This is a genomic window from Streptomyces sp. NPDC048182, from assembly GCF_043202555.1.
In the GTDB taxonomy this organism is placed as follows: domain Bacteria; phylum Actinomycetota; class Actinomycetes; order Streptomycetales; family Streptomycetaceae; genus Streptomyces.
On record NZ_JBIDAQ010000002.1, the window covers coordinates 368,671 to 392,563 of the forward strand.

At 69.2% G+C, this 23,893-nt stretch carries 23 protein-coding genes and 1 tRNA gene; 11 read left to right on the top strand and 13 right to left on the bottom strand.

Annotation, left to right across the window (positions count from 1 at the left end):
* Window positions 1-24: 24 nt before the first annotated feature.
* From ACGFZL_RS04750 to pknB, 3 genes are all read left to right on the top strand, one after another.
* Window positions 25-1,473, top strand: coding sequence for an FtsW/RodA/SpoVE family cell cycle protein (locus ACGFZL_RS04750; RefSeq protein ID WP_355168153.1), 1,449 nt, complete (start codon window positions 25-27; stop codon window positions 1,471-1,473).
* Complete coding sequence (locus tag ACGFZL_RS04755) at window positions 1,470-2,948, top strand: penicillin-binding protein 2 (protein ID WP_355168155.1); 1,479 nt, start codon at window positions 1,470-1,472, stop codon at window positions 2,946-2,948. Before ACGFZL_RS04750 ends, ACGFZL_RS04755 begins: the two co-directional genes overlap by 4 nt.
* A 190-nt stretch (window positions 2,949-3,138) precedes the next feature.
* Window positions 3,139-5,178: a Stk1 family PASTA domain-containing Ser/Thr kinase gene (pknB, locus tag ACGFZL_RS04760; protein WP_355168157.1), complete on the top strand. Its 2,040-nt coding sequence runs from the start codon at window positions 3,139-3,141 to the stop codon at window positions 5,176-5,178.
* 38 nt (window positions 5,179-5,216) lie between these two features.
* On the opposite strand, the gene ACGFZL_RS04765 is transcribed toward pknB, so the two are convergent.
* The 5 genes from ACGFZL_RS04765 to ACGFZL_RS04785 all read right to left on the bottom strand — a co-directional run bounded on the left by ACGFZL_RS04765 (window position 5,217) and on the right by ACGFZL_RS04785 (window position 8,637).
* Window positions 5,217-5,975, bottom strand: a complete 759-nt coding sequence (locus tag ACGFZL_RS04765) for a class E sortase (RefSeq protein WP_393689245.1) — start codon at window positions 5,973-5,975, stop codon at window positions 5,217-5,219.
* A 25-nt stretch (window positions 5,976-6,000) separates the two neighbouring features.
* Window positions 6,001-7,059 (bottom strand): class E sortase, encoded by a 1,059-nt coding sequence (locus ACGFZL_RS04770; protein WP_393689600.1) that lies wholly within the window; start codon window positions 7,057-7,059, stop codon window positions 6,001-6,003.
* Complete coding sequence (locus ACGFZL_RS04775; RefSeq protein WP_355168163.1) at window positions 6,978-7,616, bottom strand: aminodeoxychorismate/anthranilate synthase component II; 639 nt, start codon at window positions 7,614-7,616, stop codon at window positions 6,978-6,980. The genes ACGFZL_RS04770 and ACGFZL_RS04775 overlap by 82 nt, the downstream gene beginning before the upstream one ends.
* Complete coding sequence (locus ACGFZL_RS04780) at window positions 7,613-7,774, bottom strand: hypothetical protein (RefSeq protein ID WP_355168165.1); 162 nt, start codon at window positions 7,772-7,774, stop codon at window positions 7,613-7,615. The genes ACGFZL_RS04775 and ACGFZL_RS04780 overlap by 4 nt, the downstream gene beginning before the upstream one ends.
* Window positions 7,775-7,857: 83 nt before the next feature.
* Complete coding sequence (locus ACGFZL_RS04785) at window positions 7,858-8,637, bottom strand: DUF881 domain-containing protein (protein WP_355168167.1); 780 nt, start codon at window positions 8,635-8,637, stop codon at window positions 7,858-7,860.
* Between the two features lie 100 nt (window positions 8,638-8,737).
* Between ACGFZL_RS04785 and crgA the strand changes: the two genes are divergently transcribed.
* Window positions 8,738-8,992, top strand: a complete 255-nt coding sequence (gene crgA / locus ACGFZL_RS04790) for a cell division protein CrgA (protein ID WP_355168169.1) — start codon at window positions 8,738-8,740, stop codon at window positions 8,990-8,992.
* Between the two features lie 231 nt (window positions 8,993-9,223).
* On the opposite strand, the gene ACGFZL_RS04795 is transcribed toward crgA, so the two are convergent.
* Together ACGFZL_RS04795 and ACGFZL_RS04800 are read right to left on the bottom strand one after the other, a co-directional pair.
* Window positions 9,224-10,123: a rhomboid family intramembrane serine protease gene (locus ACGFZL_RS04795; protein WP_393689249.1), complete on the bottom strand. Its 900-nt coding sequence runs from the start codon at window positions 10,121-10,123 to the stop codon at window positions 9,224-9,226.
* 72 nt (window positions 10,124-10,195) lie between these two features.
* Complete coding sequence (locus tag ACGFZL_RS04800; RefSeq protein ID WP_355168173.1) at window positions 10,196-10,759, bottom strand: peptidylprolyl isomerase; 564 nt, start codon at window positions 10,757-10,759, stop codon at window positions 10,196-10,198.
* Between the two features lie 284 nt (window positions 10,760-11,043).
* Between ACGFZL_RS04800 and ACGFZL_RS04805 the strand changes: the two genes are divergently transcribed.
* Window positions 11,044-11,745 carry a DUF5324 family protein gene (locus tag ACGFZL_RS04805; protein ID WP_355168175.1) on the top strand — a complete coding sequence of 234 codons (702 nt, stop codon included), beginning with the start codon at window positions 11,044-11,046 and terminating at the stop codon, window positions 11,743-11,745.
* A 115-nt stretch (window positions 11,746-11,860) separates the two neighbouring features.
* On the opposite strand, the gene ACGFZL_RS04810 is transcribed toward ACGFZL_RS04805, so the two are convergent.
* Together ACGFZL_RS04810 and ACGFZL_RS04815 are read right to left on the bottom strand one after the other, a co-directional pair.
* The gene (locus ACGFZL_RS04810) at window positions 11,861-12,637 is read right to left on the bottom strand and encodes an isoprenyl transferase (RefSeq protein ID WP_393689251.1); all 777 of its coding nucleotides are present in this window, start codon (window positions 12,635-12,637) and stop codon (window positions 11,861-11,863) included.
* Between the two features lie 828 nt (window positions 12,638-13,465).
* On the bottom strand, window positions 13,466-13,603 hold the full coding sequence (locus ACGFZL_RS04815) for a methyltransferase domain-containing protein (protein ID WP_393689602.1): 138 nt from the start codon (window positions 13,601-13,603) through the stop codon (window positions 13,466-13,468).
* A gap of 507 nt (window positions 13,604-14,110) precedes the next feature.
* Here ACGFZL_RS04815 and ACGFZL_RS04820 point away from each other — a divergent pair.
* Genes ACGFZL_RS04820 through ACGFZL_RS04830 form a run of 3 tightly spaced genes read left to right on the top strand, consistent with a single transcriptional unit; the run spans window position 14,111 to window position 17,167 of the window.
* Window positions 14,111-14,827 carry a hypothetical protein gene (locus ACGFZL_RS04820; protein WP_393689253.1) on the top strand — a complete coding sequence of 239 codons (717 nt, stop codon included), beginning with the start codon at window positions 14,111-14,113 and terminating at the stop codon, window positions 14,825-14,827.
* A complete protein-coding gene (locus ACGFZL_RS04825) occupies window positions 14,820-15,803 on the top strand; it encodes an McrB family protein (protein ID WP_393689255.1) in 984 nt (327 codons plus the stop codon). The genes ACGFZL_RS04820 and ACGFZL_RS04825 overlap by 8 nt, the downstream gene beginning before the upstream one ends.
* Window positions 15,800-17,167, top strand: a complete 1,368-nt coding sequence (locus ACGFZL_RS04830) for a 5-methylcytosine restriction system specificity protein McrC (protein WP_393689257.1) — start codon at window positions 15,800-15,802, stop codon at window positions 17,165-17,167. Before ACGFZL_RS04825 ends, ACGFZL_RS04830 begins: the two co-directional genes overlap by 4 nt.
* Here ACGFZL_RS04830 and ACGFZL_RS04835 read toward each other — a convergent pair.
* Window positions 17,145-18,308, bottom strand: a complete 1,164-nt coding sequence (locus tag ACGFZL_RS04835; protein ID WP_393689260.1) for a DNA methyltransferase — start codon at window positions 18,306-18,308, stop codon at window positions 17,145-17,147. The two genes, ACGFZL_RS04830 and ACGFZL_RS04835, sit on opposite strands and share 23 nt — an antisense overlap.
* A gap of 338 nt (window positions 18,309-18,646) precedes the next feature.
* Here ACGFZL_RS04835 and ACGFZL_RS04840 point away from each other — a divergent pair, with 338 nt between their 5' ends.
* A complete protein-coding gene (locus tag ACGFZL_RS04840; RefSeq protein ID WP_393689262.1) occupies window positions 18,647-18,904 on the top strand; it encodes a hypothetical protein in 258 nt (85 codons plus the stop codon).
* A gap of 960 nt (window positions 18,905-19,864) precedes the next feature.
* On the opposite strand, the gene ACGFZL_RS04845 is transcribed toward ACGFZL_RS04840, so the two are convergent.
* Window positions 19,865-19,937, bottom strand: a tRNA-Ala gene (locus ACGFZL_RS04845).
* A 180-nt stretch (window positions 19,938-20,117) separates the two neighbouring features.
* Here ACGFZL_RS04845 and ACGFZL_RS04850 point away from each other — a divergent pair.
* Both ACGFZL_RS04850 and ACGFZL_RS04855 read left to right on the top strand, forming a co-directional pair.
* Window positions 20,118-20,666: a DNA-binding protein gene (locus ACGFZL_RS04850; protein WP_355168179.1), complete on the top strand. Its 549-nt coding sequence runs from the start codon at window positions 20,118-20,120 to the stop codon at window positions 20,664-20,666.
* An 84-nt stretch (window positions 20,667-20,750) separates the two neighbouring features.
* Window positions 20,751-22,145 carry a protein kinase domain-containing protein gene (locus ACGFZL_RS04855; protein ID WP_393689265.1) on the top strand — a complete coding sequence of 465 codons (1,395 nt, stop codon included), beginning with the start codon at window positions 20,751-20,753 and terminating at the stop codon, window positions 22,143-22,145.
* 2 nt (window positions 22,146-22,147) lie between these two features.
* Here ACGFZL_RS04855 and ACGFZL_RS04860 read toward each other — a convergent pair whose 3' ends face one another.
* Together ACGFZL_RS04860 and ACGFZL_RS04865 are read right to left on the bottom strand one after the other, a co-directional pair.
* The gene (locus ACGFZL_RS04860; protein ID WP_393689267.1) at window positions 22,148-23,458 is read right to left on the bottom strand and encodes a hypothetical protein; all 1,311 of its coding nucleotides are present in this window, start codon (window positions 23,456-23,458) and stop codon (window positions 22,148-22,150) included.
* Window positions 23,459-23,586: 128 nt separating this feature from the next.
* On the bottom strand, window positions 23,587-23,715 hold the full coding sequence (locus ACGFZL_RS04865; RefSeq protein WP_003999697.1) for a DLW-39 family protein: 129 nt from the start codon (window positions 23,713-23,715) through the stop codon (window positions 23,587-23,589).
* Window positions 23,716-23,893: the final 178 nt, after the last annotated feature.

Here is a 23,893-nt window from a genome sequence, read left to right on the forward strand (position 1 = left end):
CGCCGTGAGAGGCCCCGTCACACGATGAGCAGTTCTTCCAACTCGCCGACGCACCACACGTCCACGATCGGCGCCATCGGCGCGCCCAGCCGCCGCAACACCGAGCTGGCGCTGCTGGTCTTCGCCGTGGTCATCCCGGTCTTCGCGTACGCCAACGTGGGCCTGGCGATCAACGACGAGGTCCCCGCGGGGCTGCTGAGCTACGGCCTCGGCCTCGGCCTCCTGGCCGGCGTCGGCCACCTCGTCGTCCGCCGCTTCGCCCCGTACGCGGACCCGCTGCTGCTGCCGCTGGCGACGCTGCTCAACGGCATCGGCCTGGTCGTGATCTGGCGTCTCGACCAGTCGGAGAAGCTCCAGGCCAGCAGGACCTTCGTGGAGGCGGCGCCCCGGCAGCTGCTCTACTCGGCCCTGGGCGTGGCCCTGTTCGTCGCCGTGCTGATCTTCCTCAAGGACCACCGCGTCCTGCAGCGCTACACCTACATCTCGATGGCCGGCGCGCTCCTGCTGCTGGTCCTCCCGCTGGTCCCCGGTCTCGGCGCGGACGTCTACGGTGCCAAGATCTGGATCAAGATCCCCGGCCTGGGCACCCTCCAGCCCGGTGAGTTCGCCAAGATCGCGCTCGCCGTCTTCTTCGCCGGCTACCTGGTGGTCAAGCGGGACGCGCTGGCCCTGGCCAGCCGCCGCGTCATGGGGCTCTACCTGCCGCGCGGGCGCGACCTCGGCCCCATCCTCGTGGTCTGGGTGGTGTCCATCCTGATCCTCATCTTCGAGACCGACCTCGGTACCTCGCTGCTGTTCTTCGGCATGTTCGTGATCATGCTGTACGTCGCCACCGAGCGGACCAGCTGGATCGTCTTCGGTCTGCTGATGTCCGCGGTCGGCGCCGTCGGCGTGGCGAGCTTCGAGCCGCACATCCAGACCCGTGTGCAGGCGTGGCTGGACCCGTTCCACGAGTACCAGCTCAGCCGGGCCGGCGTGAACAACGGAGTCCTCCACTCCGAGCAGGCCATGCAGGCCCTGTGGGCCTTCGGCTCGGGCGGCACCCTCGGCACCGGGCTCGGCCAGGGCAACTCCGACCTCATCGGCTTCGCCGCCAACTCCGACTTCATCCTCGCCACCTTCGGCGAGGAGCTGGGCCTGGCCGGCATCATGGCGATCCTGCTGCTGTACGCACTCATCGTGGAGCGCGGCGTGCGCACCTCCCTCGCCGCCCGCGACCCGTTCGGCAAGCTGCTCGCCGTCGGCCTCTCGGGCGCCTTCGCCCTCCAGGTGTTCGTCGTCGCCGGCGGTGTGATGGGCCTCATCCCGCTGACCGGTATGACGATGCCGTTCCTGGCGTACGGCGGTTCCTCCGTCATCGCCAACTGGGCCCTGATCGGCATCCTGCTGCGCATCAGCGACACCGCGCGCCGCCCCGCGCCCGCTCCGGCGGGCAATCCCGACGCCGAGATGACCCAGGTGGTCCGACCGTGAACAAGCCCCTGCGCCGTATCGCGATCTTCTGCGGACTCCTGGTCCTCGCACTGCTGCTGCGCGACAACTGGCTCCAGTACGTCAAGGCCGACGAGCTGAAGACCGACGACGCCAACCGCCGCGTCTCCATCGAGCGCTACTCCGTCCCCCGCGGCGACATCATCGTCGACGGCGGCCACCCCATCACCGGGCACACCACCACCTCCGAGGGCGACTTCAAGTACAAGCGCACCTACAAGGACGGCGCCATGTGGGCGCCGGTGACGGGCTACGTCTCGCAGGCGTACGGCGCCACCCAGCTGGAGGCCATCGACGACGGCATCCTCACCGGCAACGACGACCGGCTGTTCTTCCGCAACACCCTCGACATGCTCACCGGCAAGAAGCGCGAGGGCGGCAACGTCGTCACCACGCTCAACGCCGCCGCGCAGAAGGCCGCGTACGACGGCCTGAAGAACCAGGGCGCCAAGGGCGCGGTCGTCGCCCTCGAGCCGTCCACCGGCAAGATCCTCTCCATGGCGTCGTACCCCTCGTACGACCCCTCCACCATCGCCGGCAACTCCGGTTCCGACGAGGAGGCGTGGAAGAAGCTCGACAAGAAGAACAACCCGGACGACCCCTCGCTCAACCGCGCGCTGCGCGAGGTCTACCCGCCCGGCTCCACCTTCAAGGTGGTCACCGCGGCGGCGGCCCTGGAGCACGGGAAGTACTCGGACGCCGACTCCAAGACCGACTCCCCGCTGCCCTACGTCATGCCGGGCACCACGACGGAGCTGAAGAACGAGGGCAACATCCCCTGCAAGGACGCCACCCTCCGGGAGGCGCTGCGGGTGTCCTGCAACACCGTCTTCGGCAAGATCGGCGCCGACCTGGGCAACGACCAGATGCTGGAGACGGCGAAGAAGTTCGGCTTCACCGAGGAGCAGTTCGTGCCGGTCCGCTCCAGCGCCTCGGTCTTCTCCGACGACATGAACAAGTCGCAGACCGCGCTGTCCTCCATCGGCCAGTTCAACACCGCCGCCACCCCGCTCCAGATGGCGATGGTGGCCTCGGCGGTCGCCAACAACGGCACCCTGATGAAGCCGTACATGGTCGACGAGCTCCAGGCCCCGAACCTCGACACCATCGAGAAGACGGACCCGGAGAAGATGAGCGAGCCGCTCTCCCCGAAGAACGCGCAGATCCTCCAGTCGATGATGGAGACGGTCGTCAAGGACGGCACCGGAACCAACGCGCAGATCGACGGCGTCACCGTCGGTGGCAAGACCGGTACCGCCCAGCACGGTGTCGACAACAGCGAGAACCCGTACGCCTGGTTCATCTCCTACGCCAAGGGCGCGGACGGCAGCGCGCCGGTCGCCGTGGCCGTGGTCATCGAGGACGACAACGCCGTCCGCGACGACATCTCCGGCGGCGGCCTCGCGGCCCCCATCGCGCGGAACGTGATGAAGGCCGTGATCGACGGCAAGAAGTGACCCCGGGCGGACCGGGGCGTGAGTCCGGTCACGTCCCCCGCGCATCGGCGCACGTTGCGATACCGGTCCGGTATCGGGTATCGGGCTCGGCCGGGGCGCGGCGAACGAGCCGGGTACCGTAGGCCGGACGGCAGCCTCCGACCGTGTGAACGCGCCGGTCGGGACCGACGGAGAGGGCTGGTAGGTAGCTATGGAAGAGCCGCGTCGCCTCGGCGGCCGGTACGAGCTGGGCCAGGTGCTCGGCCGTGGTGGCATGGCGGAGGTCTACCTCGCGCACGACACCCGGCTCGGCCGCACCGTGGCGGTGAAGACGCTCCGCGCGGACCTCGCGCGCGACCCGTCCTTCCAGGCCCGGTTCCGCCGGGAGGCCCAGTCGGCCGCCTCGCTCAACCATCCCGCGATCGTGGCGGTCTACGACACGGGCGAGGACTACATCGACGGGGTCTCCATCCCGTACATCGTCATGGAGTACGTCGACGGCTCCACCCTGCGCGAGCTGCTGCACTCCGGGCGCAAGCTGCTGCCCGAGCGCACGCTGGAGATGACCATCGGGATCCTCCAGGCGCTGGAGTACTCCCACCGGGCCGGCATCGTGCACCGCGACATCAAGCCGGCCAACGTGATGCTGACCCGCAACGGCCAGGTCAAGGTCATGGACTTCGGCATCGCCCGCGCCATGGGCGACTCCGGCATGACGATGACGCAGACCGCCGCGGTCATCGGCACCGCCCAGTACCTCTCCCCGGAGCAGGCCAAGGGCGAGCAGGTCGACGCCCGTTCCGACCTGTACTCCACCGGCTGCCTGCTCTACGAGCTGCTGACCGTGCGCCCGCCCTTCGTCGGGGACTCCCCGGTCGCGGTCGCCTACCAGCATGTGCGCGAGGAGCCGCAGGCGCCCAGCGTCTTCGATCCCGAGATCACGCCCGAGATGGACGCGATCGTGCTGAAGGCCCTGGTCAAGGACCCGGACTACCGGTATCAGTCGGCCGACGAGATGCGCCTCGACCTGGAGGCGTGCCTGGACGGCCAGCCGGTCGGCGCCACCGCCGCGCTCGGCGCCATGGCCGCCGGCGGCTACGGCGGCTACCCGGACGACCGCGCGACCACCGCCCTGCGCTCGGACGCCGGCGGCGGCGCCACCACGATGCTGCCGCCCACCCGCCCCGACGACGGCGGCTACGGCTACGACGACCGCCCCGACCGGCGCCGCCAGAAGAAGTCGAACACCTCGACGATCCTGCTGGTCGTGGCGGGCGTGCTGGTCCTGGTCGGCGCGATCCTGATCGGCAAGAACCTCTTCGGCGGGGACGGCGGCCCGGGGGACGACAAGGTGCCGGTGCCGGCCCTCGTCGGCCTGTCCAAGGCCGACGCCCAGCAGCAGGCCGACAACATCGACCTCCAGGTGGCCTTCACGGACAAGCCGTGCGAGGACCAGAAGAAGGGCGACATCTGCGACCAGGACCCGAAGCAGGGCACCGAGGTGGAGAAGGACACCACGGTCAACCTGGTCGTCTCGACCGGCGCCCCGAAGGTCGCGATCGACAACTACATCGACAAGGACGTCGACACGGCCACCGAGAAGCTCAAGGCCAAGGGGCTCAAGGTCGAGGTCAAGCGCACCGAGTCCTCCCAGGACGAGGGCACCGTCCTCAGCCAGGACCCCGACCCGGGCACCGAACTGGAGAAGGGCTCCACGGTGACCCTGGAGGTCGCCAAGCCGGTGGCCAAGGCGACCGTCCCGGACGTCACGGGCCGCAGCTGTGAGGACGCCAAGTCCCAGGTGGAGAGCGGCGGCGACCTGAAGGCCACCTGCACGGAGCAGCCCGTCACCGACCCGAACCAGGACGGCAAGGTCATCTCGACGACGCCGGGCAAGGGCGAGAGCGTCGACAAGGGCTCCCGGGTGCAGATCGTCGTCGGCAAGCTCGACAAGCCGAAGAAGCAGGTGCCGCAGATCAACCCCGGCACCCCGCTGGGCCAGGCCAAGCAGATCCTCCAGCAGGCCGGCTTCACCAACATCCAGCTCGCACCCAACTCCCCGGGCGACGACAACGCGCTGGTGCTCAAGCAGGACCCGCAGCCCGGCACCGAGACGGACGACCCGGGCGCCCAGAAGATCACCCTGACCACCATCGCCCAGCCCGGCGGCAATGGCGGCAACGACAACGGCGGCAACAACGGCGGCGGGGACAACGGCGGCGGCTTCCTCGGCGGCCTCAACGGCGGCTGACGCCCCCCGGGCACCCGCCCCGGACCCCGCCGGCCGAGCTAGCGCAGCTCGGCCGGCGGGGTCCGCTCTGCGTCGACCTTCTCCGTGCGCACCAGCTCGCCCCACACCACGTACCGGTACCGGCTGGTGTACACGGGTGTGCAGGTGGTCAGCGTGATGTAGTGGCCGGCCTTGGTCCGCCCGGAGTCCTCCGGGACCGCGCCGAGGACGTCGACGTTGTACTTCGAGGTCTCCGGGAGGATGCCGTAGACCTTGTACACGTACCACTTGTCCCGGGTCTCGAAGACGATCGGGTCGCCCTTCTCCAGCTTGTCGATGTCGTGGAAGCGGGCGCCGTGCCCGTCCCGGTGGGCCGCCAGCGCGAAGTTGCCCTTCTTGCCCGAGGTGGGCAGGGCCGCCTTCACGGGGTCGGTGTAGTAGCCGGCGACGCCGTCGTTGAGGATCTCGGTCGAGGTGCCCTTCTCGACCAGGATGTCGCCGTCCCCCATCGCGGGGACGTGCAGGAAGCCGATGCCGGCCTTGGTGTCCAGCGCCCCCGGGCCGCCCGGTCCGGCCCGGCCGTGGGCCCAGTCGTCGCGCACCCGGTCGCCCTGGCGGTCGGCCGCCCGGTCGGCGACCACGTTCGTCCACCACAGCGAGTAGACGACGAACAGGCCGAGCACCAGGCCCGCGGTGATGAGGAGTTCGCCGAAGACGCTGACGGCGCGGGCGATCGGCCGTCCGCCCCCGCCGCGTCCCCGCGGCGCGGGCGCCCCCGTGCGCCGTTCTTCGTGATCCGTGCCGGTGGTCGATGCCACTGTTCTTCCGCCCTTGACTGACGCCTTAGCCGACGAGCGCATCGGGCTTGCCCTTGCCGCGCGGCCGTTCCTCGACCATCTTGCCCCAGACGATCAAGCGGTACTTGCTGGTGAACTCGGGTGTGCAGGTGGTGAGCGTGATGTACCGGCCGGGACCGGTGAACCCGGACTTCGGGGGCACCGGCCGGAGCACGCTGGTGTCGGCCGGCGAGGTCACCGGCAGGACCGACGTCATCTTGTAGACGTAGTAGTCGTCCTGCGTCTCCACCACGATCGGGTCGCCGGGGCGCAGCTTGTTGATGTACCGGAAGGGCTCGCCGTGGGTGTTGCGGTGCCCGGCGAGCCCGAAGTTGCCGGTCTTCGCGTCCGGCATCGCCGTCTTGAGGGCGCCCTCCCCGTAGTGCCCCACCATGCCCCGGTCCAGCACCTTCTTGTTGCTGACGCCCTCCGCGATCGGCACCACGACGTCCAGCTCCGGGATGTGCAGCAGCGCGAAGCCCTGCCCGGGCTCGAAGGTGCCGGGGCTGCGCTTGCCGTCGGCCCAGTCGTGCTGGAGGTCGCTGGCCGCCCGGTCCGCCTGCGCGTGCGCGCGCACGTTCGTCCACCACAGCTGGTAGGTCACGAACAGCAGCATCAGCACGCCGGTGGTGATGAAGAGCTCGCCGACGGCCCGGCTGGCGAGCACGGCGGGACCGGGCCGGTTCGCCCTGGCCCGCCGCCGCGCCTCCACGCGCGACAGGGGCTGCGCGGTCTCCTGCGGCTCCTCGGCCGCCTCCGCAGGCGTCGGGGCTCCCGGGGGCCGTCCCGCCCGTCGCGAGCCGCCATGGCGGCTCTGACGCCCTTTGGCGGCCTTCCTGCGCGCCGCCCGGCCCTCACCGGGCCTCGGTCCGGCGTCCGGTGCCGCGCGTCCCGGCTGCTGCCGCGGTATCCGCAGCGCCATCGTCTCGTCGGTCGCCACCGGCTCGCGTCGTCCGTCGGACGCGTGCTCGGGGCGCGATGCGGTCACGCCGTGGCCCTGCCCACCACCGGTGCGAGCCCCGCCGACCTCGCCACCGCGCCCTGGTCGCCGCACTCGGCGAGCCAGTTGGCCAGCATCCGGTGCCCGTGCTCGGTCAGCACCGACTCGGGGTGGAACTGGACGCCCTCGACGGGCAGTTCCCGGTGGCGCAGCCCCATCACGATGCCGTCGCGGGTGCGGGCGGTCACCGTCAGCTCCGGCGGGACGGTGGCCGGCTCGGCCGCCAGGGAGTGGTACCGCGTCGCCGTGAACGGCGAGGGCAGGCCGGCGAAGACGCCCTCCCCCGCGTGCTCGACCGGCGAGGTCTTGCCGTGCAGCAGCTCCGGCGCGCGGTCCACCACGCCGCCGTAGGCGACCTGCATGGACTGCATGCCGAGGCAGACGCCGAAGACCGGCACCCCCGTCGCCGCGCAGTGCCGGACCATCTCGACGCACACCCCGGCCTGCTCGGGGGTCCCGGGGCCGGGCGAGAGGAGGACGCCGTCGAAGCCCTCCTGGGCGTGCGCGGTGGTCACCTCGTCGTTGCGCAGCACCTCGCACTCGGCGCCCAGCTGGTACAGGTACTGGACCAGGTTGAAGACGAAGCTGTCGTAGTTGTCGACGACGAGGATGCGCGCGCTCACTGGTTGTCCACCGTCACATCGTTGAAGGGCAGCAGCGGTTCGGCCCACGGGAAGACGTACTGGAAGAGCACGTAGACCACGGCCGTCGCCAGCACGAGTGAGACCAGCGCCTTCACCCACGCGTTCCCCGGCAGATGCCGCCAGATCCAGCCGTACATGCCGTCCCTTCCCTCCGCGCCACGGCATCACCCGCCACGCCGTACGGCACAAGACTAACGGGGCGGGGCCCCGGGGAACGGCGTCACTTGACAGGCTGGGCGTAGCGCAGGTCGACGGTGCCCGAGTAGCCCGGCAGCGTCACGGCGCCGTCGTCCTCGACCCGCCAGCCGAGTCCGTAGACGTTGACGTACACCATGTAGTTCTGGATCGCGGGCGAGGCGGCCAGCGTGTTCTTCAGCCGCTCGGGGTCGCCGACCGCCTGGATGGTGTACGGCGGCGAGTAGACGCGGCCCTGGAGGATCAGGGTGTTGCCGACGCAGCGCACGGCGCTGGTGGAGATCAGCCGCTGGTCCATGACCTTGATGCCCTTGGCGCCGCCCTGCCACAGCGCGTTCACCACGGCCTGGAGGTCCTGCTGGTGGATCACCAGGTAGTCGGGCTGCGGCTCGGGATAGCCGGGCAGCTTGGCGGTGGCGTCCGGCGGGGCGTCGTCCAGGGTGACGGAGATCCCGTCGCCCTTGAGCCCGCGCGTGCCCGCGCCCGCTTCCAGCGCGGAGAGCTTGTCGTCCTGCGCGCGCGTGCTGCCGTCGTCGCGTTCGGCGAGGGATTCGATGTCGCCGCGCAGCTTCGCGTTGGACTCGTCCAGTTCGCCGTTCTTGTGGCTGCGTTCCTGGATGAGGTCGGACAACTTCAGCAATGAGGTGTCCGTGCGGATATTGGTGCCCTTGGCGGTATTGAAACTGGTGAAGAAGATGAGTCCCGCCAGGGCGAAGACGGCCGCGGTGAGCACCCGCACCGGCCGGAGACGAAGCCGGCGGGCAGGGCTGGATCCCGTCCCGGGGGAGTCGGCAGAATTGCTCAACGTACCCTTGTCTCCTTCGGCGCCACGGAAGCACTACGCTAACGGACGCCCGGGGAGTGCCCAGAGTCCCCCGTAGCGCGCATCGACAGGAGAGTCCCTCGTGCCGAAGTCACGGATCCGCAAGAAGGCCGATTACACGCCGCCGCCCGCGAAGCAGGCGACGACCATCAAGCTGACCAGCCGCGCCTGGGTCGCACCGGTGATGCTGGCCATGTTCGTCATCGGCCTCGCCTGGATCGTGGTCTTCTACGTCTCGGACGGCTCGCTTCCCATCGATTCCCTGGACAACTGGAACATCGTCGTGGGCTTCGGATTCATCGCCGCCGGATTCGGCGTCTCCACGCAGTGGAAGTGAGCATTCCGCTTACTTCCAGCCGGGTTATCCACAGGCTTGTCCACATGGGGAAAAGAAAGACGATCTGTGGATAACCCGGGGACTGTTGACGCCGGTGTGACGGAAGTACCACGAACCGAAAACCCGTTCGCCCCCTGTCTGACCTGCACAAACACGGGTCGGTGACAGGGGGCACACCTGTTCCCGCACGCTGTGCACAAGATCGGCACCAACTGTGGACAACGGCCGCGCTCAGGTGAGCTGCGCGGTTCTCAGCAGGGTCAGGCCGACGACGACGACCAGCACCAGCGCGCAGCTGCCGTACTGCACGAGGGTCCGCCGCTCGCGCGGGGCGTGCAGCATCGCGAAGCCGACCACGACACCGGCGACCAGGCCGCCGATGTGCGCCTGCCAGGCGATGTTTGCCCACCCGAAGGTGAGGATCAGGTTGATCACCAGCAGGGCGATCACCGGGCGCATGTCCGCGTTGAGCCGGCGCACGAGGGCGGCCGTCGCCCCGAACAGGCCGAAGATCGCACCGGACGCGCCGAGGGTGGCCTGGGACGGGTCGGCCAGGAGATAGGTGAGCGCGCTGCCGGCCAGCCCGGAGACCAGGTACAGCGCGAGATAGCGGGCCCGGCCGAGGGCCGCCTCCAGGGGGCCGCCGAGGAACCACAGGCTCAGCATGTTGAACCCGATGTGCCAGTACTCCTGATGCGCGAACATCGAGCTGACCATGCGGTACCAGTCGCCCTGCGCGACGCCCTCCTGCGGGGCGAACGGCGCCGGCGGCCACCGGCCGATGAGAACCAGGTCGTTCAGGAGCGAGGAGTGCGCCTGTACGGCGATGAACACCGCGACGTTGATCCCGATGAGGATCTTGGTGAACAGGTGGGGGTCGGCGGCGACGGCGCCGCCGGCCAGGGTGCGGGGACGGTTGGCGGCCGGGGCGTGCCCGGTGCCGGAGCCGCCGCGCACGCACTCGGGGCACTGGAAGCCGACGGAGGCGCTGACCATGCAGTCACCGCAGATGGGGCGCTCGCAACGGATGCAGCGGATACCGGTCTCGCGGCCGGGGTGCCGGTAGCAGACGGGGGTGCTCTGCGGCTGCGGGGGCGTCTGGTCCCCCGGGCCGCCGGGTGCGTGCTCCATGGGGATCCCCTCGCTCGTCCGTCTGGCCCCGCTCTCTCTACGGACGGGCGGGACGTTTGGTTCCCGTGCGCGTCAGCCCTTGTGCAGGCTGGTGGGCCCCGTGGATCCCGTGGACCCCTCCACGACGACCGACTCGATGACCACGTCGTCGACCGGGCGGTGCGTGCGCGGGTTGGTCCGCGTCGCGGCGATGGCGTCGACGACCTGCCGGCTCGCCGGGTCGGCGACCTCGCCGAAGATGGTGTGCTTGCGGTTCAGCCAGGCCGTGGGGGAGACGGTGAGGAAGAACTGCGAGCCGTTGGTGCCGGGGCCGGCGTTGGCCATGGCGAGCAGGTACGGCTGGTTGAAGGAGAGGTCGGGGTGGAACTCGTCCTCGAACTGGTAGCCGGGGCCGCCGGTGCCGTTGCCGAGGGGGTCACCGCCCTGGATCATGAAGCCCTCGATCACCCGGTGGAAGGTCGTGCCGTCGTACAGCCGGTCCGTGGTCCGCTCGCCGGTGGCGGGGTTGACCCACTCCCGCTCGCCCCGGGCCAGCTCGACGAAGTTCCGGACCGTCCTCGGGGCGTGGTGCGGCAGGAGCCGGATCACGATGTCCCCGCGGTTGGTCCTGAGGGTGGCGTGGAGCTGCTCGGCCACGGTGTGCCTTCCGTCGTCCTTCTCGGGTCCGCAGATCCTCGCACGGCGTGCGGTGGCCGGGGGAATTCCGGGCGGACACTGCGGGTCACGCGCGTGGAGCGGCGATCCGTGGCATTGTCGACGGCAGACTTCGTGCCCGGTATTCCCCACTTGTCGCACCGGACGCGCGGGCCTCGTCCGTGACCCGGATGCCCGCCCTCGCATGCCCGGCAGCGTGTCCACAGGCATGATCCGGAAAAGGGTGGAAAGTCGAATTACCGTACGCCACCGAGGAGGAGGAACCCGTGACCCGCATCGACAGCGTGCGCGCCGCGACCGGTTCGGCGAAGGACAGCGTGCTGCACGCCGCGGAAGCGGTGGCGCCGTACGCCGACACGGCCAAGGACCGGGCCGCGCACTACGCGCAGGAGGCACGCGTACGGCTGGCGCCGAAGGTGTCGCAGGCCGCCGACCAGGCCCGCGTCCAGTACGGGGCCCATGTCGCGCCGCGCCTGGAGCAGGCCAGGACGCATGTGCCGCCGAAGGTGGACGCGGCTGCCCAGGAGGCCGCGGTCCGCACCCGCCTCGCCGCCAAGCAGGCCGCCGTCTACTCCCGCCCGAAGATCGAGCAGGCGGTGGCCGCGGCCGGCCCCGTCAAGGACGAGGCCGCCGCGCGCGGCGCCGCCGCCCTTGCCGCCCTGCGGGGCCAGCTCTCGGCCAAGGACATCGAGAAGCTCGTCCGCAAGAACCAGCGCCGCGGCCGGGCCGGCCGGGCGGCCAAGTTCGTCCTGGTGGCCGGCGTGGTCGCGGGCGGGGCCTTCGCCGCCTGGAAGTGGTGGGACAAGCAGGCCAACCCGGACTGGCTGGTCGAGCCGCCGGAGGCCACCGAGGTCCCCGAGGCCACCCGGCTGACGTCGGTGGACGGCACCGGTGACGCGGTGCTGGACCCCGAGGTCCAGGCCAAGCAGGCCGAGGACGACGTCGTGGACGGCGACGACCGCCCCTGAGCCGGGCCCGGCCTCGGCCGGCCTTCGCCTGACACCCCTCGCCGCGGGGCGGGAGACGGTTCACGTCTCCCGCCCCGCGGCGTTGTTTCACGTGAAACACGACCGGGGCAGCGCCTCAGCGGCCGTAGCGCCGCTCCCGCACCGAGTACGACCGCAGGGCGCGCAGGAAGTCGATCTCCCGGAAGTCCGGCCAGTAGGTCTCGCAGAAGTAGACCTCCGCGTAGGCGGACTGCCAGAGCAGGAAGCCGGAGAGCCGCTGCTCGCCCGAGGTGCGGATGATCAGGTCAGACTCGGAGCGCCCCTTGGAGTACAGGTGCTTCGAGACGTGCTCCACGGTGAAGGTCTCGATGAACTCGTCGATGTCCCCGCCCTGGGAGCTGTGCTCCGTCAGGGCCGAGCGCACGGCGTCCACGATCTCCCGGCGCCCGCCGTAGCCCACGGCGACGTCGACCTTGGTGCCGCCCTTGCGTCCCTGCGTGGCGGCGGTCGCGATCTTCAACCGGTTCGCGGAGTGGGCCGGCAGCAGGTCCAGGGCGCCGACGATCTCCACGGGCCAGGGATTGCCGGGGGCGGCCAGTTGCTCGACCGCCTCGGCGATGATGTCGATCAGCGGTTCCAGCTGGTCCTCGGGACGGTGCAGGTTGTCGTCGGACAGCATGAAGAGGGTGACGTGCTCGATCTGCGCGGAGTCGCACCAGCGCAGGAAGTCCAGCACCTTCGCGCCGCCCGCGCGGTATCCCTCACGCGGATCCTCGATGCCGGACATCTTCGCCCACCGGCGATTCCCGTCGAGCATGATGCCGATGTGCTGAGGGCGTGGGCGTCCCTCCAGCTCTCTGACCAGACGCTTCATATAGAGCGCGTCGAGAGCGGCCCGTACCTTCGCCCGCATGTCTGCCCCTTCCAGGTGCCCTCTGGGGTGACGATATCAAGAGCAGACAGCACCCCCTCGTCCCCGATAGCCGCCCCCCTGGGCCCTGTTGCCCGGCCCCGGCCCCTCGGGCCACCCAAGACGACGACCCCTCCGCCCCGGCGTCGAGCCAGGTCGGAGGGGTCGTCCGGGGTGGAGCCTAGGGGAGTCGAACCTAACAATGCTACTTTCCTGAGCTGCGAGAACGCCGCGGATCTCGGACAAACACCCCCGTTTGCATCCTCCTGGATCCGGCTCGTTGCCCCTCGATCCGGCACCCGTGCTGACGTGTCAGCACGGACACACCGGCGTTCGCGTTTGGCAATGACCACCAGTAGGACTCCTGTTCAAGGAAGCTACAGGGGCGGGTAGGTAGCTGTTTGCAGGGAACATCGACGGACCTGCTCCATCGGCGTGATCATCAGGTCGTCGCGCTCAGGGATCCGGGCAGGGCAGCTCTGCGTGGAGTTGCCGACGATGATCAGTGCCACCGTTTTGAGCGTGACGGGTCCGATGCTTAGCGTGCAGTCCTGCCTGTCCCAGTGCGTGCTTCACCCCTGTCGAGGTCAGGCTGGCGATTCGTCCACGTGCTCGGGTTGGCAGGCCGGGGGCGTGCCGCAGCGTGGCTCATCGTGGGGTAGGTGGTGAGGACAAGGCATCGGCGATGACGACCGTGCCGTCCGGGGCAGTGATCCGGCTAATTTCGGGCTGCCCTTGGGGTGGGTTCTGCCGGCGCCGAAGCGACGGGGTGGATACGCCTGGGCTCAACAAGTGCTTACTGAGGCGCAGTTGTTCCGCGCGGGCTTGCAGTCACCGCACTGCTGTTGTGGACGCGGCAGTGTGCTTGATCATTTCGGCGCATGGGTCGATGCCGATGACCGGCACAGCCGGGTATAGGCAGGCGTGGGAGCGGCTGAGTCGACCGGTGCCGCATCCGACTTCCAGGATGTGGGTGGGAGTGGGAGCGCACCGGCGGGTGTGACGATCGGCAGGCGTTGATGAAGCCGCAGCCTCGGCCGGTCACGCGCCCGCCTCGCCGACATGATCGAGCAGTGCGGGGCTCCGAAGAACAAAGCAGCACCCGTATGCGTCGTCTCCACAGCATGAGAGCGAGGGCCGCGCCGGCCGGGCAGGCCGCAGGTCTCGACGACTCCTGGGCGCGTCCAACGCCCCCTGAACACACCGGAGCGCTGAGGTGTTCAGTGACGGCCGGCCCCGACGGTTCCGTGGCCTGGACGCTGAGCTACCCATGTGCGGCTGTCGGTGTCGCCCACGCCGTGGCCCCCGTGTCGCATCGGGGTCATCGGTCGACGCAGGCGTTCCCGGAGGCCAAGTCGAGGGCACGTCCTGACCGCGCACCCTAGCGTCCTGTCCGCAGGCAAGCACGCGGATCTATCGATCTACGTTTCCCAACAAGTTGACCGGCACGGAAACCCGTTAGGTACGTTGACTCACGTGAGTGAGACGGAAGAAGCACCAGCCCAGAGCAGAGACGCGCTGCTGGAGGAGTCGACGGCGGTCGTAGAGGACACCCACAACATGCACGTGCTCACCAGGGCGGCAGTCATCGCTGGGATCGGCGCGCTGAAGGCCCAGCGCATCCACGAGCACTTCCCGGCCTACCTTCAGCTACGCAAGTTGGCCATTGCCTCTGACTCTCCGACGAGCATAAATCCTGACTGGAAGGAGGTCAGCGATCTACTGAAGATGCCCGGTGGGCCGCCTACCAAGCCGCACTACCGGCCGTTCAGTTCGGTCAATCGCAGGGATGAAACAGGTTACTGGTATAACCGCAACCTCGCCGGGAGCTACGCCCCGAAGTCGATGAGGGCGACCTCGAGCTTCATGCTCAACGCGAACGGCGACGACTACGCGCTTCCCACCGATCACGCCCAGCAGGCCCTCGACAGACTACTGAAGGGGACGAAAGTTCCTGCTTGGGCACTGGCGGCCTACTACCTGCGCAACTACGGCTTCGTTTTTGAGGGCGAGGGTGGTTACGACGAGTTGATCACCGCCTTTAGGAAGGAATTTCACTTCGAGCAGGACACTGATTTCGACGTGATCTTCGAGGACAACGAACCGATTCAGTTCACCGAGCCCTGGTTCGAGCTGTTCGATCAGACGTCCGGCAATGAATCCGACCATAAGGAAGGCGCACTCAATGACTGACGTGTCCCTGATTAAAGGCCTCCGGGAGTTGAATGCCGACGACCTGGATATCGGGTACGTCGCGCGCGCTCAGGCGTCACATGGGTCCAGTGCCCCGGACGCCCCGCTGCTCCAGTCCGACGATCCCCGGCTGGAGACGATCCTCAGGCTTCTACGGCGCTTCGGAGGCGTGATCCTCAGTGGCCCGCCCGGCACCAGCAAGTCTTGGTTGGCTGGGCAAATCGCCGATAAGATGACGGGGGGCGATGGCAGCCGTCGAGCCGACATCCAGTTTCATGCCTCGTACCAGTTCGAGGATTTCATGGAGGGCTATCGCCCGAAGAAGGACGGCAGCGGGTTCGAACCTCGCGACGGGGTCTTCCTTCAACTAGTGCGGAAAGCACATGAAAACACTGATGACGCCTACGTGCTCGTCATTGATGAATTGAGCCGCGCGGACGTTGGCCGCGTGTTCGGCGAGGCGCTGACCTACATCGAGCGGAACAAGCGTGGCCAGCGGTTCAACCTGCCGTCCGGTGAGACCATCTCGATCCCGCTCAACTTGTTTCTGATTGCAACGATGAACCCGCTTGACCGCGGTGTTGACGACGTGGATGCGGCGTTCGAACGCCGGTTTGCGAAGGTCGATATGCCGCCCAGCCGGGGACTGCTCGAGCAGATGCTCGACGACAACGGCTTTCCCAATGGCAACATTCATCGGCGCCTGCTCGGCTGGTTCAGTAAGATCAACACCCGCGCGACGCAGACGCCGGCCGCTGCCGTGGGTCACGCGTATTTCGCTGACGTGACCGATGCAGAGACCCTTCAAGAGGTCTGGGATTACCAGTTGAAGTACCTTGTCGCCCGGGCATTCAAGAATCTTCCGGGGGTGCGCGATGAGATGGTCAATGGCTGGGCAGCGATCTTCGAGTCACCTGACGACGAGAGTCAACCGCCTGTTGCCGAGGAAGCCGGATCGAAGGCCGAGGCGCCATGACGGTCGTAACGCTTGACCGGCTCACGGAGCCGCACCGAACCGTCATTCCGTGCTCGGAGTATGGGCCGATCAACGTTGCCCCGGAGGACGTTATCGGGCACGACGGACGCCTTGCTCTGGCTCCCGGTGTTCTGAACCACCACGTACGAGTTGACTTCAAAGACGGCCAACTCCGCCTCTCCGCCAAAGGCGTGATCGGTTTGATGCCGCTCACCGACCGCATCGCCATCCAGGTACGCCCGCGGTTCCCGCTCCGGAGCCTCACGCAGATGGTGACCGTGGCCGGCTATGCCCCAGCAGTGCTGTCGGCATTGCGTGAGTACAGGTCGACCGATCAGTGGAGTGACTGGCTGCTCGACGTAATGACGGACGCGCTGCTCGATGTGATGGACACCATCGCCCTTAACGGATTCCTCCGTACCTACCACCGCCGTACCGAGGATGGGTCCTACCCACATGGCCGCATCGACACGACGGCCACCATGCTTCGGTTCGCGGCGCGCGGCATAAACCATCGTGCGCAGTATTCCTGGTTCGAGCGGACCATCGACAACCCGCCAAACCGCTGCCTGAAGAGCGCGGTCTCACTCCTGCACAGCCGTTACATCAATGCGCCGCGGCATAAGGGCGTGCGTGGACGCGTAGCGAGGCTCGCGGAGGCACTGCGACTCCTCGAACACGTGACACTGGAGAATCACCCCGCCAGTCTCGATGACCCGCAGGTGCGCGGCGAATCTCCCATCCCCGAGACGCGGTCCTACTACCGGTCGGCGCTCGATCTCGCCGTCGCAATCCTGACACGCCGCGGCATAAGTCTGGATGTACTTACCGGCGACCTCACCATGCCAACGCTGCTCGTGAAGACTGAGGACCTCTTCGAGGAATTCGTCCGTGTCAGTCTTCGGGCGGCACTGGCCGCCCATCCGAACCTAGCGGTCCTCGACGGTAATCAGGAGCCTGGCCGACTGCGGCTCTATGAGGAGCTGCCAGACGCCACGAGTCAGGTCTTGCCGGATCACGAAGTGCCGACAACGAGCGGTGAGCCGCCATACGCTGAACCCGACGTTGTCTTTCGCATGGACGACGGCACTCACCCTGTGATCGCGGACGTGAAATACACCAACGTCAAGAACTTGGCCGCCCGCTCCGAGGTCGAACAGATAGTGCTCTATGGCCTCCGTTACAGGGCTCCAGTCGTGATGACCATTCACCCGCGCCGAGCTGGCGCGAAGAAGGGTCTCCACATGGCCGGACGCATCGGCTCGGTGGTCGTAGCGCAGTATCGAATCGACCTCGGTGCCAATGATCTGGAGGCGGAGATGGAGGAGATGGGTGCGAAAATCAGCGAACTGATCGCTTTGTAGACTCCTTCGCCTTCCCCTGTTTCGGAACCTCTGTCTCCTGCACAAGCGGCACCAGGTCGACACCGATCGCGTCCTGGCCCATGGCAGTTGCGGTCTTCAGTGTGGTTCCGGTGCCCATGAATGGGTCAAGCACTACGCCGCGGGCCGGCGTACCGTGGCCGCAGTCGGTCCAGCCCGCAGTTGCCTTCTTGGCGAAGGTGAATTCGCGGAAGTATCCACCGAGGACCGCCTTTGCTTCGGCAGCAAGCTGCTGTACTTCCTGGGAATTCCGCCCGGTGCCAGACTGGAACTTGGTGGCCTTACCGACGTCAGAGATGCCGGTCGCTTGGACCGCGCGAATGTGGTCGGGCGTCAGCCCGTGCTCCTTCGCCAACTCCATGGCACGTCGGGCCTGTGGCCTCTGCGGATCGAGTTGATCGGTCCGCTCCAATACGCGGGTACGAGGCTTGGCGCAGGTGGAGCAAATCTGCGGCGGACATCCGAGCATAACGGCGCGACGCACCAACTCCTGCGGATATGGGGCAAGGTGTGCACCCATGTTCCGCTCAGGCATAATCTTCCAAACGTCGCCGGGGTTGGCGCCGTTGCCCATATATTCGCTGTAGCCGATCAGGTCGTAGTAGTAGTTCGGCTTCAACGCGAGGTGAATGATGTATTCGTGGCGGTTTGCGAGCCGGTTCTTAGCGGGTTCCGGCATGCCGCTGTCCTTGGTCCAGATGATCCGGTTACGGATCAGCCAGCCGCGCTGTACTGCGGCGAACTCCAATAGCCCAGGGATACCCATGAGGGACCGCTTGTGATAGGTATCGCCGACGTTGAGAAAGATCGAGCCAGTCGGGCGGAGTAGTCGCTTCCACTCGTCGAGACATTCCATCATCGACTGGACGTAAGCCTGCGGTGTCGACTCCTGACCGATCTGATCCTTATGGCCGTAGTCACGCTTCTGCCAGTATGGAGGCGAGGTGACGATCACGTCGACCGAATTGTCCTCCAGTCCAGTCCGGCGGGCGTCCCCAATGACAACCTCTGCACTGGCGGGCGAGAGATTCTCTTCCCAGTCCTCCAGACTGCTGACACCAACCGCCGACAGGTTCCGCGAAATGACGGGCTCCGCGTCATTAGCCTCAAGAGCCAGGGACACTCTCTTCTCCTTCCACCGGGCCAGCCTTCAGTTTGGTGCAAGCGGTGGGGAATCACGTAGGCACGACGCGCATCTCCGCAACTCACACACCCTCCGGCAGGGACACTAGACGCGACCACTGACAATAGCCGCCTGGAGGCCGCCCGGCGGACGGAGCTGGCCCGATCCGACGCTTCCGACACTTCACGCGGCGAGTCTGCCGCCAGCGCGGCAGGGGATCGAACCCTCCGACGGCCTTCACGGGATCGCAAGCCGCGAGGACGGGGGTGTGAACACTCCCGCACGTTAGCGCGTTAACATACCGTTTGCAAGCGTGCTAACGGTAGGATGGCTTCCTGATGACCCCCGAGACCGAACTGAAGCGCGCCCTGCAGGAGACCGACCCACGCAAGCGCGCCGCGAGCCTCGCCGCCCTGCTCGACCGCTTGGGGGCGGTACGCAAGGACGTACTGACCGCACGTGACGCTACCGCGAGGCAACTCCATTCGGCCGGTGCCAGCGGTGCGGAGATTCAGCGTCTCCTCGGCATCTCCCACGGCAGGGTCAGCCAGATTCTGTCGGGCTGGGACGAGCACCGCGGCAAGGCTGCCGGTTAGGCGCACGGCGTCTCCTCGTTCCAGTTCCCCTAGCTGCCGGCTCGTCCTGACTGCAGGGGCGAGGCGGCACATACTTTCGCGTCCAGCGGGTGGCGGATGTCACCAAGCGCGAGTACTGGTCCGACGCCGCCGGGCTCGAAGCTCGGCGACGGCAAGCTCCTCCGGCACTTCGCGCATTTCCTTAAGCTCCCGCTCGGCCCTGCGGGCCGCCTTCCTCCCCCGTCTCGAGATGATGGGGCGCGTGTCAATGGCCTCCGCCGAAAGTTAGCGGCGCCGGTCAAGTCGCCGATCACTGCCAGGGCTGGATAGGGGCATCGTCAAGTCGAGGACAAATCCCACAGCGCCCACACAAGCGAGTCCAGCAGATCCGGCGAGTCCTCCGTCTCACCCTGGCCGGCGAAACGTCGTCATATGCTCCTCCAGTGCCGCGTACGCCCGGGCCGGCGACCGGCGCGGCCCGGGCCCGCTTACGCCAGGTGGCGTGCAAGATCCGCCATGCCACCCGCCGATCTGCTGCAGCAGCACTGGAAGGTAGCCGCCGCCGTTGTTGGCCTCGGTGACCGCGCAGTCGGCTTGGTGCTCGTGGTACAGCTATGCCGCGCTCTGCATCACCTGCGTCGGCGTGTGTCGGCTCTGCTCGGACTCCATCATGTATCCCGGAGGCCCGGTCGTCGCCGTACAGCGACTCCAGCGGCCAGCCCCGGCGCCATGGTGAAGGCGGTCAGGTTGGCGCTCTCGTGGGCCCTCGTTGCCGGGTCCACCGCGATGACGACAGACACAGCCCAACCCAGGCTGCTCCCCAGACAGCAAGAGCCTAGGGGAACCACGAGGACACATAGGGCTGGCAAACCTCGAAAACTCGGGGCCTACGAAGGGGCCGTCAGCACCGCCGTGCTGACACGTCAGCACGAAAAAGCCCCTCAAAACCACGTTTCCGCAGTTCAGAGGGGCTATACCAAGTGGAGCCTAGGGGAGTCGAACCCCTGACATCTGCCATGCAAAGACAGCGCTCTACCAACTGAGCTAAGGCCCCGGAGGAGGTGGCGTGCGGTCGCGGAGGCGCGAGCCGGCGGTCGCCGCTGCCAAGAGTACCGGGTCGCCGCCCGTATCTCACAAACGATTGGGGGTCCCGGCGAACAACCACTCTCCGTAAGATGCTCGGCGTGGTTCGCTGGAGCGAACTGCGGTTTCGGGGCAGCGATGGGGAGACGCAATGGACGCCGCACAGCAGGAAGCCACCGCGAGAGCGCGGGAGCTCCAGCGGAACTGGTACGGGGAGCCGCTGGGAGCGCTCTTCCGCAGGCTCATAGACGACCTCGGCCTCAACCAGGCCCGCCTCGCGGGCGTTCTCGGCCTGTCCGCCCCGATGCTGTCGCAGCTGATGAGCGGCCAGCGGGCGAAGATCGGCAACCCGGCGGTGGTCCAGCGCGTGCAGCTGCTGCAGGACCTGGCGGGCCAGGCGGCGGACGGCAGCGTCAGCGCGGCCGAGGCGACCGAGCGCATGGAGGAGATCAAGAAGTCCCAGGGGGGTTCGGTGCTCAACAACACCACGCAGACGACGAGCAGTTCGGGCGCCCCCACGGTCAAGCGCGTGGTCCGCGAGATCCAGTCGCTGCTGCGCTCGGTCGCCGCCGCCGGCGACATCATCGACGCGGCGGACGCGCTCGCCGGCGACCACCCCGAACTGGCGGAGTTCCTGCGCGTGTACGGCGCGGGCCGCACCTCCGACGCGGTCGCGCACTACCAGTCACACCAGAACTGACGGAGCGGGCCCGGACACCGGCCGCGAAGGGCGCGGCGGGCCGGGCCGGGGGCGGTGGCGCCTGGGGAGGAGCGACGCACAGCCATGGGTGAGGTGTTCGCCGGCCGGTACGAACTGGTCGACCCGATCGGCCGGGGCGGCGTCGGCGCCGTCTGGCGGGCCTGGGACCGCCGTCGGCGGCGGTACGTGGCCGCCAAGGTGCTCCAGCAGCGGGACGCGCACGCGCTGCTGCGCTTCGTCCGCGAGCAGGCACTGCGCATCGACCACCCGCATGTGGTCGCCCCCGCCAGCTGGGCCGCCGACGACGACCAGGTGCTGTTCACCATGGACCTGGTCACCGGCGGCTCGCTCGCCCACCTCGTCGGCGACTACGGCCCCCTGCCCCCGGCCTACGTCTGCGTCCTGCTCGACCAGCTCCTGGCGGGGCTGGCGGCGGTGCACGCGGAGGGCGTGGTGCACCGGGACGTCAAGCCGGCCAACATCCTGCTCGAGGCCACCGGCACCGGGCCGCCCCGGCTGCGGCTGTCCGACTTCGGCATCGCGATGCGGCTGGGCGAACCCCGGCTGACGGAGGCCGACCTGGTGGTGGGCACGCCGGGCTACCTGGCCCCCGAGCAGTTACTGGGCGCCGAACCGGACTTCCCCGCCGACCTGTTCGCCGTCGGCCTGGTCGCGCTCTACCTCCTCGAAGGCGCCAGGCCGGACGTGCGGGCGCTGGTCGAGCACTTCGCCGAGCACGGCACGCCGCCCGCCCCGCGCGGCGTGCCCGCACCGCTGTGGCAGGTGGTGGCCGCCCTGGTGCAGCCGGACCTGCGGGGCAGGTTCCGTACGGCGACGGGGGCGCGCAAGGCGCTCGCCCAGGCCGTGGAGCTGCTGCCGGAGCCGGGTCCCGACGACGAGACGATCGAGATCTTCGACCAAGTCGGGCCGCTCCCGGCCGGGTTCGGAACGGACGGGCCGCTCACGCGGGTGCCGCGGACAGGCGAGGAGACGACCGACCCGCGCCGGTCGCACCGCCCGCCCGTGGCTGTCAAGGACACTGGCAGCTTCCGGCTCCCGCCGCCGGGGAGCGCGCTCACCTCGTCGTCAGGGGGCTCCCCCCTGGCCACCGGCTTCCCGTCCGGCGCCGCTCCGCCCGACGCGTTCTCGCCCGCGGCCTTTCCGCCCGTAGCCTCTCCGACCCCCGACTCCCCGCCCACCGGCTCCCCGCAGGCCGACTCCCCGCAGGCCGCCTCCCTGCAGGCCGCCTCTCCGTCCGCGCCGGCGGCACCCCCGCAGCCCCACGCCCCGCCACCGCGAGCCGCGGACGCCCCCACCGCCTCGTACACCGCCCGGGACGCCCAGCCCGCCCAGCCCGTCCGACCGCACCGCGCGCCACGGCGCCGGCGCCCGGGCCCGCCCACCAAGGTCGCCGTCCCCGTCCTCCTGATCGCACTGGCGTGCTACGCCGTGGGCTTCTGGGCGCTGTCCCGGCTCTGAGGTCACCCCCGGCGGGCCCGCCCCGCCCCGCGCCGGGCCGCCAGTGTCCAGGCGCCGAGCCCGACGAGCAGCAGCGTCCCGGTGCCGAGGCCGCCGGCCGCGACGGCCGCCATGGGGACGCGGCCACCGCCCGCGTCGCCGCCCCCCGCCACCGCACCGCCACCCCCCGGCACGGTGAAGACGCCCGCGGGCACCGGCTCCCCCGCGTACGCCGGCCCGGACCGCGCCGTCCCGCCGAGCCGCACGCGCAGCGTCAGCCCGTACGGACCCGGCCCGAAGTCCTCGGCGGCCCGGCCCGCGAGATGCACGACGAGGTAATAGGAGCCGGCGAAGCGCAGGGCGCCGACGTGCCCGCCCCGCGCGTACCGGTTGGCGTACGCCACCGGGGGCAGCGGCGCGAGGCCGACCGAGACCGGGCGGCCGGTCCAGCCGCGGGCGACGTCGTCGACCTCGGCGCGCACGGGGTTGTGCAGGGCCAGGCGCAGGGCGCCGGACGTGTAGCCGGTGGCGCCGCCGGCCCCGTCGAGTTCGGCGGTCGCGTGCAGCTGCCGGCCCCAGTCGAGGGGCACCCGGTAGAAGAGGGTCTCGCCGGGGCGTACGGCGTCGCGCCAGACGCCCTCGTCGAGCCGGGTGGCGTCGGCGAAGCCGGTCCCGCCGTGGCGGGGCTGCGGCGCACCGTCGAGGGGCGCGGGGGAGGCCGAGTCCCAGGCATCGGGGGCCTCGGTCGGGCCGGGGCTCGCCGGGCGCGGCTCGGTGACGGCGAGGAGTTCCAGCGCCCAGTCCCCGGGCGGGGAGTCCTCGGGCCGGGTCCGCTCGACGGTGACGTCGTAGGCGCCGGCCGCCCGGCAGCGCGTCCCGCCGGGCACCGCCGCCTCCCGGGTGCCCAGGGCGGTGAGGGGCCGGACGCTGCGGGCGGCGCCGAAGATGGCGCTGTCGGAGGAGCAGGTGCCCCCGTCGGCGTCCCGGACCGAGATGCGGACGCCGTCCACCGCGGTGACCTCGGCGCCGGAGGCCGGCACGGCGGTGACGGAGACGTAGGCGGCGGAGGCGGCGTCGAGGTCGAGGCGGTAGTGGACGGCGCGGTCGCGCGGCAGGGAGCCGCGGTACGTCGTCCCCGGCGCCAGGGCGCCACCGCCGGCGATCGGACGGGCCCCCGGCGCGAAGCCGTACCCGCCCGGGCCGCTCACCGCGACGGCCTCGCCGCCCGGCACCGCGGCGGACGCCAGGCCCAGCAGCACCGCACCGACGACGAGCCGCACCCGCGCCCCGGTCCGCAGCACCCCGGTCCGCAACGCCCCGCTGGGCCACCCCATCACCCGCACCCCGCACCCCCTCACGGGCCCCATCCTGCCGCGACCCCCCGCACACGGTCCGGACAACACAAAACCCCGACCGTCACGACGGCCGGGGTCTGCTCGGGTTGACCGGATACCGGTCGGACTCAGGAACCCGTGGGCACGGAGTCGGTCGCCTCCGTCCACAGATCCTGCTCGGCGCGATCCGCCTGGATCTGGCGGTACACGAGGAGCCCGCCGATGGCGGCCAGTGCGACCAGGAGAAGCTTCTTCACCGCGCGACCTCGTCTTTCTTGACGTAGGGGACCTCTGGCGCCCGACTATACACACCGACCGATACCGATCGGTGACCTGCGTACGCCGTCAACTGCCGGGCGCCGAGGCCCAGTACGCGTGGCCGGAACCGCTCCGATCGGAGGGTGATCGCACCCCCACGGAAAGCGACCTTTATCC

Coding starts and splice junctions, on each gene's coding strand:
- ACGFZL_RS04825 (WP_393689255.1), top strand. CDS start 14,820: ATGACTGACGTGTCCCTGATTAAAGGCCTCCGGGAGTTGAATGCCGAC.
- ACGFZL_RS04840 (WP_393689262.1), top strand. CDS start 18,647: ATGACCCCCGAGACCGAACTGAAGCGCGCCCTGCAGGAGACCGACCCA.
- pknB (WP_355168157.1), top strand. CDS start 3,139: ATGGAAGAGCCGCGTCGCCTCGGCGGCCGGTACGAGCTGGGCCAGGTG.
- ACGFZL_RS04795 (WP_393689249.1), bottom strand. CDS start 10,123: ATGGAGCACGCACCCGGCGGCCCGGGGGACCAGACGCCCCCGCAGCCG.
- ACGFZL_RS04810 (WP_393689251.1), bottom strand. CDS start 12,637: ATGCGGGCGAAGGTACGGGCCGCTCTCGACGCGCTCTATATGAAGCGT.
- ACGFZL_RS04750 (WP_355168153.1), top strand. CDS start 25: ATGAGCAGTTCTTCCAACTCGCCGACGCACCACACGTCCACGATCGGC.
- ACGFZL_RS04850 (WP_355168179.1), top strand. CDS start 20,118: ATGGACGCCGCACAGCAGGAAGCCACCGCGAGAGCGCGGGAGCTCCAG.
- ACGFZL_RS04830 (WP_393689257.1), top strand. CDS start 15,800: ATGACGGTCGTAACGCTTGACCGGCTCACGGAGCCGCACCGAACCGTC.
- ACGFZL_RS04780 (WP_355168165.1), bottom strand. CDS start 7,774: ATGTACGGCTGGATCTGGCGGCATCTGCCGGGGAACGCGTGGGTGAAG.
- ACGFZL_RS04855 (WP_393689265.1), top strand. CDS start 20,751: ATGGGTGAGGTGTTCGCCGGCCGGTACGAACTGGTCGACCCGATCGGC.
- ACGFZL_RS04860 (WP_393689267.1), bottom strand. CDS start 23,458: ATGGGGTGGCCCAGCGGGGCGTTGCGGACCGGGGTGCTGCGGACCGGG.